This window comes from Streptomyces sp. NPDC086080 (genome assembly GCF_044540255.1).
GTDB lineage: Bacteria > Actinomycetota > Actinomycetes > Streptomycetales > Streptomycetaceae > Streptomyces.
The window spans coordinates 129,624-144,175 of the sequence record NZ_JBITRU010000011.1 but is presented as its reverse complement, the minus strand read 5'-3'; the positions used below and the strand labels follow the sequence as shown (position 1 = coordinate 144,175).

The window sequence follows — 14,552 nt, the reverse complement described above, 5'->3', positions numbered from 1 at the left end:
GCGCTCCATGGTTGAGGGCGGGTGGTCACACCACGGGTACCACTCCCCCGGGGCGCACCCGTTCGAACCAGCGAGCGGCTCGGTGTGCGGCGTCGTCCCGCGCCCCTCGCGCGGACCCACCCCGTGGAAACCGAGACCGGAGACATGTCCAGCCATACCCGAAGCACCGCACATCGAGCTCAACCACACCGCCGTCCACGCCAGCGCCCGCCGGACCTCCGCCGGGTTCCTCGCCGGGATCCTGGGGCTTGAGGTCGGCGCCCCCTCCGGCCCGTTCCTCCCGGTCGACCTGGGCAACGGCGTGACCCTCGACCACTACGAGAAGCGGGACGAGCCGGTCCGGTCCCAGCACTACGCGGTCCTCGTGCCGGAGGAGCGGTGACGTCCGGCGGCGCAATCCGCTGGACCCGGGCGGCCTCCTCGGAGGTCCCCGGGTCCCGGGCGCGGTTCTCGCCGGCGGCGGCGCGTGCCCCTGTGTCAGTCGACGCTGGGGAGGATGTGCGGCTCGGCGAGGTCGTCCTCGTAGCCGGCCAGGCGGATCGGGGCCGACCGGGCCCACACCTCGAGGCTCCCGAGCTCCCCGGGCCGGCGGCCGGGACGCTCGGGGCGTTCCTTGGGGCGCTGTTCGCTTTTCGTCTGCTCCGGTGTCACCGCGCACTCCTTATGTGTCGGTCACCCTGGGGACGTACTGGCGTAGGCCCTGCGCCTGGCGTCTGACGTCCGCTCGGGTCTGAGTCGCATGCCGTTCGGACGCGGTGGCGCCGGTAACTCGGGGAAGAGCGGGCCGTCGTGAACCGGCTGTCCCAGACGGACCGTGGGTGCGGGTAGGACCCTTGCTGCTGTCCGTCCGCCTCAGGGTAACCAAATGAGCGGACCCCCGCTCGATGGGGCTCGAAACAGCAGGTAACAATCATGCGACAAGGCGTACGCAATCAGCCTCAATGTAGGGCAAATTCGGCAGGAGTACGGCGTCTCCCTTCACTCGATCGGAGTACATGGGCCTCGGCGTTTCCGACATGGACGTGTGGTCATGGCGCAGTTCAGATCCCGTTGGCCGGCCCGCAAGCTCGCCATGGTGTGCTGCCGCACGGCAACGGCTGTCTCCCGGGAGGACCGGCGCATGGAACTGCGCACCGTCGAGGAGCTGATGGACCTGCTGCGGGCGTGCCGGGGCACGCGGGACGACCGGGGCGGCCGCGGCCGCCCCACGGTCGACGCGCATGAGCACGCCCTGCGGACCGCCGCGCTGCTGCGCCGGGGCCGGCCCGCGGACAAGGAGCTTCAGGTGGCCGGCCTGGTGCGGCCCGTCGGCCGGCTGCTGGGGCCCGGCGAACCCGCGGCGGACGCCGACCGGGCGGCGGACGCGGTGCGGGAGCTGCTCGGCGAGCGCGTCGCCGGGCTGATCCGCCACCGTCCCCGGCACGACCTGCCGGCCGGGGACGATCTCCTCGCCCTGCGCACGGCGGACGAGGAGGCCCGCACGGCCTGTTTCGACGCCGGTGTACTGGAGGACTGGCGCACCGTGCTGGAACTGCTGGCCGCGCGCAACGCGCGGCTGGGCATGGTCGACTGACGGCCCACGCGGGCCGCCGCGGTCACCACCGGCCGGGCGCGTAGTCCTTCAGGAAGACGCCGTACAGGTCTTCGCCCGCCTCGCCGCGCACGATCGGGTCGTAGACGCGGGCCGCGCCGTCCACCAGGTCGAGCGGGGCGTGGAAGCCGGCGTCGGCGAGACGCAGCTTGTCGAAGTGGGGGCGTTCGTCGGTGATCCAGCCGGTGTCGACCGAGGTCATCAGGATGCGGTCGGTGTCGAACATTTCCTGCGCGCTGGTCCGCGTCACCATGTTGATGGCGGCCTTGGCCGCGTTGGTGTTGGGGTGCCCGGCGCCCTTGTAGCCGCGGTCGAACACACCCTCCATCGCGGAGACGTTGACGACATAGGCGCGTCCCGTGGACGCACGGCGCGCGGCCTCGGCCATGGCCGGACGCAGCGCGCTGATCAGAATGAACGGCGCCGTGTAGTTGCACAGCTGGGTCTCCAGCAGCTCCACCGGGGAGATCTGCTCGATGGTCTGGACCCAGGTGTTGGAGTCCACGACGTCCGGGACCAGGCCGCCCGCGTCGATGGCCGTGCCGTCACGGTGCCGGTCCACGCTGGCGTTGCCCGCGACCAGGGCGAGGTCGGCCACCTTCTGCGCGTCGAGTCCGCTGACCCCGACCGGCAGCGCGGTCAGTCCGTCGACCGCGCCGGAGTTGAAGGCGCCGATGACGTGGTGGGAGGGCAGCTCACCGGCCGGCAGCGGCGCGCTCTCGCCCTCGACGAGCGCGGCGTAGGCGGAGGGCAGCCGGCGCACGGTCTGGGTGGCGTTGTTGATCAGGATGTCGAGCGGGCCCTGCTCCGCGACCTGGTCGGCCAGCGCGACGGCCTGACCCGGGTCGCGCAGGTCGATGCCGACGACCTCCAGGCGGTGCAGCCAGTCCGCGGAGTCGTCCATGGCCTTGAAACGGCGGATGGCGTCCTTGGGGAAGCGTGTGGTGATCGTGGTGTGGGCACCGTCGCGCAGCAGCCGCAGCGCGATGTACATGCCGATCTTGGCGCGCCCTCCGGTGAGCAGTGCCCGCTTGCCGGTGAGGTCGGCGCGCGCGTCGCGCCGGGCCCGGTTCTCGGCGGCGCACCCCGGGCAGAGCTGGTGGTAGAAGTAGTCGACCTCGACGTAGCGGGTCTTGCAGGTGTAGCAGGAGCGCGGGCGCTGGAGTATCCCCGCGATCCGGCCCGGCTCCACGCGGGAGGAGGGCAGGATGCCCTCGGTCTCGTCGTCGATGCGCTCGGCGGAGCCGGTGGCGGTGGCCTCGGTGACGGCCTTGTCGTGGGCCGTCTTGGCGGCCCGGCGCTCCTGGCGCCGGCGCTGCTTGACCGTGCGGTAGATGTGCGAGGTGGCCCGGCGGACCAGGATCGCGTCCGGGTGGTCGACGTCGAGCTTGTCGAGTTCCTCGAGCACACCGAGGCAGACGGCGAGCCGCTCCGGGTCGATGCCGGGCCCGTGCGCCACCGCGTCCGTGGCCCCGGGGCCGTCCTGTGTCACCGTCATCGCCGCTGCCGTTCCCGCTCTGCTGTCGCGGCGCTCCGTTCGCATCCGCTGTCGAACGCCGGATTTTACTTCAGCGACGGGCCGCGGCACCAAACAGCGTCTCTCAGTGATCGCAGACGGCGGCCAGCGTCGTCACCTCCGCGGTCAGCGCGCAGGCCAGGCGGTCGAGGTCCGGGACGGCCGCACCGTCGGCGACCAGGCCGTAGTGGACGCGCCCCCGGTAGGTGGACACCGCGACCGCGAGGGAGTGGCCGGGGGCCAGCGGCGCGAGCGGGAACACGGCGCCGAGCGGGTCGCCGCCGAGCCTCAGCCCGAAGCCGGGCAGCGGCACGCTGGTGACCAGGACGTCGAACCAGAGCCGGGCCGCCTGGCCCAGCAGCGGTCCGCCGAGCCGGTGGCCGAGCGGCGGCACATGGTCGGCGAGCAGGGCGACCGCGCCCGCGCCCCGGTGCGGCCCCGCGTCCTTGTTGCGGTCCATGGCGGTGCGCACCCGGGTGAGCCGGGCCAGCGGGTCGCGCTCGTCGACGGGCAGCCTCATCAGGTACCCGGAGAGCCGGTTGCCCTGCGGATGGGCGGTGCGCGGACGGCGCCGGGAGACGGGGATGAGGGCACGCGGGGCGACTCCCTCGCTGCCGTCGCCGCGCTCGTCGAGCCAGCGGCGCAGCGCGCCGGCGACGACCGCGATGGTGACGTCGTTGACGGTGCCGCCCGCGCTCTTGCGGATGCGGTGCACGTCGTCGAGGTCGATCACCACGCCGGCGGTGCGGCGGGTGCCGCTGGGCGCACAGCTCAGCGCGGGCGAGGAGCGCATGTCGAGGGTGGAGCGGGCGACGGCGGCGCCGATGTCCAGGGCCCGGCCCGCGTCGGACAGGGCGTCCCGGACCAGGCCCGGCACCTCGCGCACATCGGGGAGCAGTCCGCGCGGGGGTGCGGTGGGTCGGGGCCGGGGCGTGGGGAGGTCCATCGGATCCATCAGCGCGGCGGCCAGGGTGAGGGCGCGCAGTCCGTCGGCGAGGGCGTGGTGGAACTTGAACAGGACGGCGAAGGAGACACCGTCCTCCCCCGGCAGCACATGGGCCTCCCAGGGGGGCCGGGTGCGTTGCAGCGGGCGGCCCATGAGCCGGCCGGCCGCGGTGTGGAAGTCGGCGGCCGGCGGGTGCAGCCGGACGTGGTCGAGGGGGTCGAAGCCCGGGTCGGTCTCCCGGGTGGCGCCGCCGAAGGCGAGCGACCGGCGCACCGCGGAGGCGAAGGGCTGCCGGAACGCGGCGGTGAGGGGTGCGCCGGGACCCGGCCACGGCCTGCGCAGCGCCGACAGCGACTGCCTCAGGCCGAGCGGCTGCCAGGTGTCCCGGATGCGCATCCGCAGTCCGGGCACGGCGGCGGCCCGGGAGGCCAGCAGGTCCGCCGCGTGGGCCGCCGCGGAGGGCGAACCGGCGGAGAAGACACCGAGCGCCGCGAGGTGCATCGGGTGACCGGCGGACTCGATGTTCCAGAACGCCAGGTCGAGAGGGGCGAGCGGGCCTGCGGTCATGGGAGAAGCCTCGCGTGGACGACGGGAACGGATCAGCAGTCAATCGCTCTCGACCGATTACGGTCAAGTACGATCTGGCTACACATAGTTAACAGCATGTGACGTTTCCGCTCCTCCCGCCGGTACCGCGGCGCGGCGGACGGACGGGTCCACGGTGGCGCGCACGCCGTTCCACGGGTGACGGACGTCACCCGTGCGGGCGCGGCCCGCCGGGGGGGGTACCGCTCGGTCTCGCGGAGTGCGCGCACGCCGCCGCCGCGACACGCCGGAGTCCGCACACCCCCCCCCGCGGCTACGACACCCGCTGTCCCTTGCCCAGCGCGATCACGCCGCCCTTGGACACCGTGTACAGGTCGGCGTCCCGCTCCGGATTGACCCCGATGGTCGCGCCCGGCGGCACCTCGACGTTCTTGTCGAGGACGGCCCCGCGCACCACCGCGCCCCGTCCCACGTGCACGTTGTCGTGCAGGATCGACCCCTGCACCACGGCCCCCGGATCCACCACCACACCCGGCGACAGCACGGACCGCGTGACCTGGCCCCGGATCAGACAGCCGGCACTGATGATCGACTCACTGGCCATGCCGCCCGCGTTGAAACGGGCCGGGGAGAGCTGGCCGGAGTGGGTGTAGACCGGCCACTGCCGGTTGTAGAGGTTGAAGGCGGGGCGCTCGGCGATCAGATCCATGTGCGCCTCGTAGTACGCGTCCAGCGTGCCCACGTCCCGCCAGTAGCCCTGGTCGCGGCTGGTCTCGCCCGGCACGTGGTTGGAGCTGAAGTCGTACAGGTGGGCCTCGCCCCGCTCGGTGAGCTGGGGCAGGATCGAACCGCCCATGTCGTGCACCGAGTTCTCGTCCTCGGCGTCCCGGTGCAGGGCCTCGACGAGCGCCTTGGTGGTGAAGAGGTAGTTGCCCATGGAGGCGAACACGCACTCGGGATCGTCGGCGAGGCCCGGAGGATCGGCCGGCTTCTCCAGGAAGCGCTCCACGCTCCGCCCGTCCGACCCCGGGGTGATCACTCCGAAGGCGGAGGACTCCGAGCGCGGCACCCTTATCCCGGCCACCGTGACCCCGGCGCCGCTCTCGATGTGCTGGGCCAGCATCTGGCGCGGGTCCATGCGGTACACGTGGTCGGCGCCGAACACGGCCACGTACTCGGGCTGTTCGTCGTGGACCAGGTTCAGCGACTGCAGGATGGCGTCGGCGCTGCCCAGGTACCAGCGCGGGCCCAGGCGCTGCTGCGCGGGGACCGGGGTGACGTAGTTGCCGAGCAGGCTGGACATCCGCCAGGTGGTGGTGATGTGCCGGTCCAGCGAGTGCGACTTGTACTGGGTGAGCACACAGACACGCAGGATGTCGCCGTTGACCAGGTTGGACAGCACGAAGTCGACCAGGCGGTACGTGCCGCCGAAGGTGACCGCCGGTTTGGCACGGTCCGCCGTGAGGGGCATCAGGCGCTTGCCCTCCCCGCCGGCCAGCACGATTCCCAGGACCGAAGGACCACCACGACGCATGGCCGCTCCCCTCACGCCGATTTTCCCAAGACTGCCCCGGACGGACGGGGCTAAGCCTGTTTGAGGATCTCCTCGTAGAGACCGGCCGTGCGCCGGGCCACCGCGTCCCAGCCGAACTCGGTGACCGCGCGCTCCCGTCCCGCCTCCCCCATCCGCCGCGCCGTGGCCGGGTCGCCGAGGACCGAGTCGAGTGCCCGCGCGAGGCCCGCCTCGAAGTCGTCGTCCGCGTCCACGAGTACCCCCGTGGAGCCGTCCGCCACGACCTCCGGGATACCGCCGACCCGGGAGGCGACCACCGCGGTGCCGCACGCCATGGCCTCCAGATTGACGATGCCGAGCGGCTCGTACACCGAGGGGCACACGAACACGGCGGCGTGGGTCAGCAGCTGGATCACCTCCGGGCGCGGCAGCATCTGCGGAATCCAGTGCACCCCCTCGCGGACCCGGCCGAGCTCCTCGTACAGCTCGCGGAATTCCCGGTCGATCTCCGGCGTGTCGGGCGCGCCGGCGCACAGCACGACCTGCGCGGCCGGGTCGATGCCGCGCACCGCCCGCAGCAGATGGGGCACGCCCTTCTGCCGGGTGATCCGGCCGACGAACAGCACGTACGGGCGGGAGCGGTCCAGGCCGATCCGGTCCAGGGCGTCGATGCCGGGGTCGGGGCGGTACAGGGCGGTATCGATCCCGTTGTGCACGATGTGCACCCGGCCGGGGTCGAGGGCCGGGTAGCAGCCGAGGATGTCCTCGCGCATGGCCGCCGACACGGCGATCACCGCGTCGGCGGCCTCGACGGCGGTGCGCTCGGCCCAGCTCGACAGCGCGTAGCCGCCCCCGAGCTGCTCCGCCTTCCAGGGGCGCAGCGGCTCCAGGGAGTGGGCGGTCATCACGTGCGGGATGCCGTACAGCAGCTTGGCGAGGTGGCCGCCGAGGTTGGCGTACCAGGTGTGGGAGTGGACGAGCTCACGGCCCTGCAGGGCGGCGGCCATGGCGAGATCCACGGCGAAGGTGCGCAGCGCGTCGTTGGAGCCGTCGAGCGTGGACCAGGGGCGGTGGCGCAGCACGCCGTCCGTCCGGCCCTCGCCCCAGCAGTGCACCTCCAGGTCCACCAGGGGCCTCAGCTCCCGGGCGAGGAACTCCACATGGACGCCCGCGCCGCCGTACACGTCCGGGGGGTACTCCCTGGTCAGCAGTCCCACTCGCACCCGTGAACCCCCTGTCTGAGCGGACGTTGTCCTCATGGTCACCCAGATGGGGCGCGTGGGGAAGAGCGGGGCGGCCGTACGAGGCAACAGAGCGGTGGCCGGGCCTCCCGCGCAGGCCCCCTAGGGGGAGCAACCAAGGGCCCTTCCTCGCGAGGCACCCACCCAGGGGATGACGGGGCGGTCGTCGTACTCCATCGGCAGTAGGACTCATTGGGTGCTCAGGGACGACGACGGGAACAGCCCGAGACGGCATCGTGTTGGGTATGAAAGCCGACCGTTCGCCGCGCCGGGTCCACCGCTCCGGTCCCACGCAGAGGAGCAGCCGATGAGCGCCCTTGCGTTGTCCGTGCTGCTCTCATTCGTCTCGGCCGTGGCGTACGCCGGCGGAGCGATCGTGCAGGAGCAGGTCGCGGTGTCCTCCCCCGGCACGCAGCAGTACGCGCCGCTGCGCCGGCCGGGCTGGTGGGCGGCGGTCGCGCTCAACGGCCTCGGCGGTCTGCTCCACGTGGTGGCGCTCGCCTACGGCCCGCTGAGCCTCGTACAGCCGCTGGGCGCGCTGACCATCGTGTTCGCGCTGCCCATGGCCGCGCTGTTCGTCGGCCGCAAGGCCGGGGCGACCGCGTGGCGGGGTGCCATCATGGCGACGGCGGGCCTCGCGGGCCTGCTCTCCCTGGTCGGCTCGGCCGACGCGCGGTCGCTGGACACCCCGCAGCGGGTGGCGGCGGCGCTGGCGACGGCCGGTGCGATCGTGGCACTGATCATCGCGGCCCGGGCCGTGCACCGGCATCCCGCGGTGCGCAGCATCCTGCTGGCCACCGCGTCCGGTGTCGCGTTCGGTATGTCCTCCGTCTTCACCAAGACCGTGGCGGTCGACTGGACCGGCGGGATCTCGGCGGCGGACCTGCCGTCCCTGACGGTGATCGGCGTCCTGGCCACGGCCGGCATGCTGTTGTCCCAGGCCTCCTACCGCGGGGCCGGCCTCGCGGCGCCGCTGGCCACGCTGACGGTGGTGAACCCGGTGGTGGCGGCCGCGGTCGGCATCACGATGTTCGGCGAGACCTTCCGCTACGGCACGACGGGCACGGCGCTCGCACTGAGCTGTGGCGTGGTGGCGGCCGGCGGGCTGATCCTGCTCACGACGGAGCGGCTGGCACGCGAGCAGCGGGAGGTGGCCCGGGCGGCCGACGCCGGGGTCCGCGTACCGGAGTCCGGGGCGGTTCCCGCCGTCCGGTCCGAGTCGGTTCCCGCCGTACGGCCGGGGGCGGAGCCCGGCGGGCGGACCACGCCGGACCCCGCCGAGCTGCTGCTGGCCGGACTCACGCTTCCCGGGGACGTACGGCTTCCGGTGCTCCCCGTCCCGTCGGCGGGCGGCCGGGCGGCCGTCCCGGAGCAAGCCCTGGTGCCGGTGGTGACGTACGCGCCCTTCTACGGTGGCCCGTACGTACCAGTGCCGGCGGTGGACCGGCACCGGTCCCGCGTCACATCCTGACCCCTCCCGCCCGCAGGTAGGCCACGGGGTCGATGTCCGATCCGAAGCCGGGCCCCGTCCGCACCTCGAAGTGCAGATGCGGGCCCGAGCTGTTCCCGGTGGAACCGGAGCGCCCGATGCGCTGACCCGCGCCGACGGACTGGCCGCTCCTCACGGAGATCGCCGACAGGTGCGCGTACTGGCTGAAGCGTCCGTCCGCGTGCCGGACCACGACCTGGTAGCCGAACGAGCCCTCCCAGCCCGCGCTCACGACCGTGCCCGCCCCGACCGACTTCACGGTCGTACCGGTGGGGACGGGGAAGTCCACGCCGGTGTGATAGCCCTTCGACCAGGAGGAACCCGCCTTGTGATACGGCGTGCCGAGGGGGGCGCTGACGGGCGCGACCCGCTCGCCGCCGGTCTTGGTGGAACGGTCGGCACGGTCCTCGGTGCGCTTCTCGGCCTGCTTCCCGGGCTTGTCCGGCTGCTTCCCGGGCTTCTCGGCCGCTTTCCTGTCCGTGCGCTTCTCGCTCGGCGTGGCCGATTTCTTCTCCGCCGGCTTCGCCGGACGCGCGGGGGCCTTCGCCGCGCCGTCCGGCAGGGTGAGGCGCTGGCCGGGCACGATGAAGTCGGGATCGGCGCCGATGGTCGAGCGGTTGGCGTCGTAGAGTCCCCGCCAGCCGGTCCGGAGCCGTTCGTCCTCCGCGATGCCGGAGAGGGTGTCGCCGCGGACCACGGTGTACATCTCGGCGCGGCCGGCGCGGGACTGGGGCGTGGTGTGCGGTTTGACGTCCTCGACGGACGGCCGGGCGGACTTCCTGCCCGTACTCTGCTCGCTCTCGCGCTTCTCGCTCTTCTCGCTCTTCTTGCCGTCGGACTTCCTGGCGGTGGCCGGCTGGATGTCGGGGGTGTCGCCGCCCCGGGTCAGCCCGGCCCGTACCGAACAGACCGGCCAGGCGCCGGGGCCCTGTCCGTCGAGGACCTTCTCGGCCACGGCGATCTGCTGATCCTTGGTGGCCAGATCCGCACGCGGCGCGTACCGGGCGCCGCCGAACGCCTCCCAGGTGGACTGGCTGAACTGGAGCCCGCCGTAGTACCCGTTGCCCGTGTTGATGTCCCAGTTGCCGGTGGACTCACAGGCGGCGACCTTGTTCCAGGTCTCCACGTCGGCGGCCTGGGCGGTGCCCATGAGCGGGAGCGCCATCCCGGCACCGCCCGCGGTGACGGTGAGCGAGGCCCGGTTGATCCTGTTCGGCTGATACCGGCGGTGCCGGCCGCGCACGGCCATGGAATCCCCCTCGACAATGCGTCAGGAGGGGCAAAAGTAAGCGCTGCGAACCAGCCGTGACAAGGCGGCTATCGGCCGCACGGATGCGCCGGTCGGCCGGGAGTTTTCGCCCGTTGCGCCCCCCCTTGGCGCCCGCGGGGGCGGGTGCGCGGACGCGTGCGCCCGACCGCGGGGCGCACGCGGACGTGTGCGCCGGGCGGGCGCGCCGGGCGGGGATGCCGGGCGGGGATGCCGGGCGGGGATGCCGGGCGGGGATGCCGGGTACGGCGCTGAGTACGACGGGTGTCTTCGCTCGTATGTGCCTGCGCGGTGTCCGAGCGACCCGCGCATGCACACGCAAGTGCGGCACGTCAGGATGGTCGATGGCAGGACTGACGGGCGCCGACCGGCAGCACCGGCGCACCGGCAGTACCGATAGCAAGGTCACTAGGAGCCACCCCTATGAGCAGTTCAGCGCAGATCGGCGTCACCGGGCTCGCGGTCATGGGCCGCAACCTCGCGCGCAATTTCGCCCGCAACGGCTACACGGTCGCCGTGCACAACCGGACGGCGGCGCGCACGCACGCGCTGGTGGAGGAGTTCGGGAGCGAGGGAAGCTTCGTGGCGGCCGAGACGGCCAAGGAGTTCGTCACGGCGCTGGAGCGGCCGCGGCGGCTGGTCGTCATGGTGAAGGCCGGGGAGCCGACGGACGCGGTGATCGAGGAGTTCGCCCCGCTGCTGGAACCCGGCGACATGATCATCGATGGTGGCAACGCCCACTTCGCCGACACCCGCCGCCGGGAGCGGGCGCTGCGCGAGCAGGGCATCCACTTCGTCGGCATGGGCGTCTCCGGCGGCGAGGAGGGCGCGTTGCACGGGCCGAGCATCATGCCGGGCGGCCCGAAGGAGTCGTACGACTCGCTCGGCCCGATGCTGGAGAAGATCTCCGCGAAGGCGCAGGACGGCTCCCCGTGCGTCGCGCACGTCGGCCCGGACGGTGCCGGGCACTTCGTGAAGATGGTGCACAACGGCATCGAGTACGCCGACATGCAGCTGATCGGTGAGGCCTACCAGTTGTTGCGCGATGTCGCCGGGTACGCGCCCGCGCGGATCGCGGAGATCTTCCGGACCTGGAACACCGGCCGGCTGGACTCGTACCTGATCGAGATCACGGCCGAGGTGCTGTCGCACGTGGACGCGGCCACGGGCAAGCCGTTCGTGGACGTCGTGGTGGACCAGGCGGAGCAGAAGGGCACGGGGCGCTGGACCGTGCAGATCGCTCTCGACCTGGGCGTGCCGGTGTCCGGGATCGCCGAGGCCGTCTTCGCCCGCTCGCTCTCCGGCCACGCGGCACTGCGTGCGGCCTCACGCGGGCTGGCCGGGCCGAAGGCCACGCCGATGGGCGAGGCGGAGGCGGCGGCGTTCGCCGACCGGGTGGAGCAGGCGCTGTACGCGTCGAAGATCGTGTCGTACACGCAGGGCTTCCACGAGGTCGCCGCCGGCAGCGAGGAGTACGGCTGGGACATCGACCTCGGCGCGGTCTCGGCGATCTGGCGCGGCGGCTGCATCATCCGGGCGGCGTTCCTCGACCGGATCCGCGCCGCCTACGACGCGCGGGCGGACCTGCCGAGCCTGCTGTCCGACGAGACGTTCGCGCGGGAGATCGCCCAGGCGCAGGAGGACTGGCGCGAGGTACTGATCGCGGCGACCCGGCAGGGCGTGCCGACCCCCGGTTTCGCGGCGGCCCTCGCCTACTACGACGCGTTGCGCGCGGAGCGCCTGCCGGCCGCGCTCACCCAGGGGCAGCGCGACTACTTCGGCGCGCACACCTACCGGCGTACGGACCGCGACGGCTCGTTCCACACGCTGTGGGGCGGCGACCGGTCGGAGGTGGCGCAGTAGCGGACGTGTCCGGGGTGGCTCCGTTCCGCCGGCGGCGCATGCCAGCGATGTGCCAGCGGAACGCATGCCGAACGGTGAGCGCGGGGCGCTGGAATGGTTCCGCCGCACGCCGCGGCCGCCGGTCACGGCGGCCCTGAGACCTTCGGGAGACACCATGAACAAGGACCTGAGCACCCTCGCCGACGAGATCCTCGAGCTGGAGGCGGAGACCTTCGAGATCTCCGACTACTCGGACGCCAGCGAGGTCGTGCTGGCCGGCTGCACCAGCACCAGCTCCACGTCGACCTCCAGCTCCACCTGCAGCACCACCTCCTGCTCCGCCTGACAGCGGGGCCGGTGCGACATCGGCCCGGCCGGCGCTCCCGACCCGAGGGCGCCGGCCGGGCCCTCGGCATGCCCGCGCCGGGACGCTTCTTCGGAAGCCCCTCGGGCGGGGGCCTATTTCGCAACAACCTTGCTTAATACGGTGTTTGACGATGCATCACTGCGTCGAACGTCGAACCGCGGGTTACCGGATCCTCCCTTGACACGCCCATATCTACGCAGGTAGACAACCGCCAGTGCCAAGAGGCCGATGAGCGACCCGCACATCGGTTTCCTCCACGTCCGTCCTGTCCCCCGTGACCTGGGGGTGAGGACGGCGGCGACGGTTCGTTCCGGCGCGTGTTCCAGGTACGGGGGATCTCCATGCGGTTCCAGTTGCTCGGCCCGCTCGCCGTCACCGACGGAACGGAAGCGGTCGTCCTTCCGGCCGCCAAACCCACCTCGCTGCTGGCGGCACTGCTGCTCCGCCCCGGTGAGGTGGTCCCGACCGACCGTCTCCGGCAGGCCGTCTGGGGAGAGGCACAGCCGGCGACGGCCAAGGCGGCGCTGCAGAGTTGCGTACTGCGGCTGCGGCGGCTCTTCGCGAAGTACGACATCGAACAGCACGCGGTGGTCGCGGTCGCCGGTGGCTACCGCCTCCCGGTGCAGGAGGACTCCCTGGACCTGCTGCACTTCCGCGGCCTGGTGTCCCGGGCCGTCGGTGCCGGGGAGTCCGAACTGTCCCTGCTGCGCAGCGCGCTGAGTCTGTGGCGGGGTCCGCTTCTGGCCAACGTGCCCTCGGACCTGTTGCACCGTGACGAGGTTCCCCGGCTGGCCGAGGAACGGCTGCGGGTCCTGGAACGGGTCGGCGAGATCGAGTTGGCCCAGGGGCGATGTCGCGAGGTCCTGGTGGACCTCTGGGAGGCCACCCGGGCCCATCCCCAGCACGAGGGACTCAGCGGCCAGTTGATGCGGGCGCTGTACCAGGCGGGGCGGCAGAACGAGGCGTTGGCCGAGTACCGGCGGATCCGGACGCATCTGCGGACCGAGCTCGGTGTCGATCCCGGCGCGGAGCTGCAGCGGCTGGAGCTGGCCATCCTGCGCGGCGAGGAGCCCCGTACCCCCGGGGCGGCCGCCGCGGTCGCCGTCACCCCGCGCTCCGGGCCCGAGCCGTCACCGGCCGCGGACGGTTCCGGCTCTCCCTCCCCCGGCCCGGATTCCGCCGTCGCGGCCCTCCCGGCGGGTCCCCGGCTGCCCCGTGTCCCCGGTTTCACCGGGCGTGGCGACGAGACGGCCTGCCTGGTGGCGCATCTGCGGGGCGACGCGCGGACGAGCCCGGACCCGGCTCCGGTGATCGCGGTGGTCTCCGGTGGTCCCGGCATGGGCAAGACCGCGCTGGCGCTGCACGCCGCGCACCTGGTGACGGACCGTTACCCGGTGGGGGTGCTGCTGCCGCTGACCGGACCCGACGGTGCGCCGCGGCTCGCCGACGACGCGGCCGCCGCACTGCGCGCCGCTCTCCCCGCCGATGTCGACCCCGCGTCGTGCCTGGTGGTGCTCGACGACGCCGTGCACCCCGACCAGGTGCGCGCGCTGCTCGATCTGACGAACTGCGGCGCCGTCGTGGTGACCAGCCGTATGGGTCTTGCCGCCCTGGTGGCCACGCACGGACCGGCGGTGCTGCAGCTGGGCGCCCTGTCCCCGCGGGACTCCCACGACCTGCTGACCGCCGTCCTCGGTACGCGGCGCGTCACGGCGGAGGCCGCGGCCGCGCGCACCCTCGCCGAACTGTGTGGACACGTCCCGCTGGCCCTGCGGATCGTCGCGGCCCGGCTGCTGACCCGGCCGAGGCTGGGCCTGGCCGACTACGCCGAGTGGCTGCGCAAGGATCTCCCGGCCCGGCTGACGCTGCCCGACGACATCCGGATGTCCGTGCCCCAGGCCCTCGACCGGGCGCTGGAGCGGCTGCCCGCCCCGCTGGCCGAGGCGCATCTGCGGCTGGCCCGGCTCACCGGCCGGATCACCGCGCCGGAGGCGGCCGCCGCGCTCGACGTCCCCGAGTCCCATGTCGAGGAGTTGCTCGAACGTCTCCTGGACACCGGGCTCGTCGACGAGGAGAAGCCCGGGATCCTCCGGATGAACCCGCTGTTCCGCGCTCATGCCCTGCACCGGTCCGCCCGGTCGCTCGGCGCTCGGCCAACCGCCGGACCCGCCCGGCGCGCACTTCCCTCGGGAGCCGTCTGAAGTCCGGGCGAGAGCGTCCCGCGCCACGAACAT

At 72.8% G+C, this 14,552-nt stretch carries 11 protein-coding genes and 1 pseudogene; 6 read left to right on the top strand and 6 right to left on the bottom strand.

The annotated features are described in order from the left end of the window. Window positions 1-154 precede the first annotated feature (154 nt). Window positions 155-379 (top strand): annotated as a pseudogene (locus ACIF9R_RS16125) (VOC family protein); the annotation flags it as partial. A gap of 98 nt (window positions 380-477) precedes the next feature. Here the strand turns inward: ACIF9R_RS16125 and ACIF9R_RS16120 are convergent. Further along, window positions 478-651 carry a hypothetical protein gene (locus ACIF9R_RS16120; protein WP_399979820.1) on the bottom strand — a complete coding sequence of 58 codons (174 nt, stop codon included), beginning with the start codon at window positions 649-651 and terminating at the stop codon, window positions 478-480. A gap of 469 nt (window positions 652-1,120) precedes the next feature. Here ACIF9R_RS16120 and ACIF9R_RS16115 point away from each other — a divergent pair, with 469 nt between their 5' ends. After that, window positions 1,121-1,573, top strand: a complete 453-nt coding sequence (locus ACIF9R_RS16115) for a hypothetical protein (RefSeq protein ID WP_399979998.1) — start codon at window positions 1,121-1,123, stop codon at window positions 1,571-1,573. Window positions 1,574-1,595: 22 nt separating this feature from the next. Here ACIF9R_RS16115 and ACIF9R_RS16110 read toward each other — a convergent pair whose 3' ends face one another. From ACIF9R_RS16110 to glgA, 4 genes are all read right to left on the bottom strand, one after another. After that, window positions 1,596-3,089, bottom strand: a complete 1,494-nt coding sequence (locus ACIF9R_RS16110; protein ID WP_399979818.1) for an SDR family NAD(P)-dependent oxidoreductase — start codon at window positions 3,087-3,089, stop codon at window positions 1,596-1,598. Window positions 3,090-3,192: 103 nt separating this feature from the next. Beyond that, entirely contained in the window at window positions 3,193-4,620 is a 1,428-nt protein-coding gene (locus tag ACIF9R_RS16105; RefSeq protein WP_399979815.1) for a wax ester/triacylglycerol synthase family O-acyltransferase, read from the bottom strand. Window positions 4,621-4,912: 292 nt separating this feature from the next. Beyond that, window positions 4,913-6,133: a glucose-1-phosphate adenylyltransferase gene (gene glgC, locus ACIF9R_RS16100; RefSeq protein WP_399979812.1), complete on the bottom strand. Its 1,221-nt coding sequence runs from the start codon at window positions 6,131-6,133 to the stop codon at window positions 4,913-4,915. Between the two features lie 50 nt (window positions 6,134-6,183). Beyond that, a complete protein-coding gene (gene glgA, locus ACIF9R_RS16095) occupies window positions 6,184-7,335 on the bottom strand; it encodes a glycogen synthase (protein ID WP_399979809.1) in 1,152 nt (383 codons plus the stop codon). Between the two features lie 325 nt (window positions 7,336-7,660). Here glgA and ACIF9R_RS16090 point away from each other — a divergent pair, with 325 nt between their 5' ends. Then, window positions 7,661-8,824: a DMT family transporter gene (locus tag ACIF9R_RS16090; RefSeq protein ID WP_399979806.1), complete on the top strand. Its 1,164-nt coding sequence runs from the start codon at window positions 7,661-7,663 to the stop codon at window positions 8,822-8,824. Here ACIF9R_RS16090 and ACIF9R_RS16085 read toward each other — a convergent pair. Continuing rightward, window positions 8,814-10,091 (bottom strand): transglycosylase family protein, encoded by a 1,278-nt coding sequence (locus ACIF9R_RS16085; RefSeq protein ID WP_399979803.1) that lies wholly within the window; start codon window positions 10,089-10,091, stop codon window positions 8,814-8,816. The two genes, ACIF9R_RS16090 and ACIF9R_RS16085, sit on opposite strands and share 11 nt — an antisense overlap. A gap of 441 nt (window positions 10,092-10,532) precedes the next feature. Here ACIF9R_RS16085 and gndA point away from each other — a divergent pair, with 441 nt between their 5' ends. From gndA to ACIF9R_RS16070, 3 genes are all read left to right on the top strand, one after another. Beyond that, window positions 10,533-11,972 (top strand): NADP-dependent phosphogluconate dehydrogenase, encoded by a 1,440-nt coding sequence (gene gndA / locus ACIF9R_RS16080; protein WP_399979801.1) that lies wholly within the window; start codon window positions 10,533-10,535, stop codon window positions 11,970-11,972. A 154-nt stretch (window positions 11,973-12,126) separates the two neighbouring features. Continuing rightward, window positions 12,127-12,297: a thiazolylpeptide-type bacteriocin gene (locus ACIF9R_RS16075; protein WP_031128743.1), complete on the top strand. Its 171-nt coding sequence runs from the start codon at window positions 12,127-12,129 to the stop codon at window positions 12,295-12,297. Between the two features lie 338 nt (window positions 12,298-12,635). Further along, on the top strand, window positions 12,636-14,519 hold the full coding sequence (locus ACIF9R_RS16070) for a BTAD domain-containing putative transcriptional regulator (RefSeq protein WP_399979799.1): 1,884 nt from the start codon (window positions 12,636-12,638) through the stop codon (window positions 14,517-14,519). The last annotated feature ends 33 nt before the right edge of the window (window positions 14,520-14,552 follow it).

Excerpts from the sequence above, each read along its gene's own strand:
- ACIF9R_RS16115 (WP_399979998.1), top strand. The coding sequence starts at position 1,121 with ATGGAACTGCGCACCGTCGAGGAGCTGATGGACCTGCTGCGGGCGTGC.
- ACIF9R_RS16110 (WP_399979818.1), bottom strand. The coding sequence starts at position 3,089 with ATGACGGTGACACAGGACGGCCCCGGGGCCACGGACGCGGTGGCGCAC.
- ACIF9R_RS16105 (WP_399979815.1), bottom strand. The coding sequence starts at position 4,620 with ATGACCGCAGGCCCGCTCGCCCCTCTCGACCTGGCGTTCTGGAACATC.
- glgC (WP_399979812.1), bottom strand. The coding sequence starts at position 6,133 with ATGCGTCGTGGTGGTCCTTCGGTCCTGGGAATCGTGCTGGCCGGCGGG.
- ACIF9R_RS16090 (WP_399979806.1), top strand. The coding sequence starts at position 7,661 with ATGAGCGCCCTTGCGTTGTCCGTGCTGCTCTCATTCGTCTCGGCCGTG.
- ACIF9R_RS16085 (WP_399979803.1), bottom strand. The coding sequence starts at position 10,091 with ATGGCCGTGCGCGGCCGGCACCGCCGGTATCAGCCGAACAGGATCAAC.
- gndA (WP_399979801.1), top strand. The coding sequence starts at position 10,533 with ATGAGCAGTTCAGCGCAGATCGGCGTCACCGGGCTCGCGGTCATGGGC.
- ACIF9R_RS16075 (WP_031128743.1), top strand. The coding sequence starts at position 12,127 with ATGAACAAGGACCTGAGCACCCTCGCCGACGAGATCCTCGAGCTGGAG.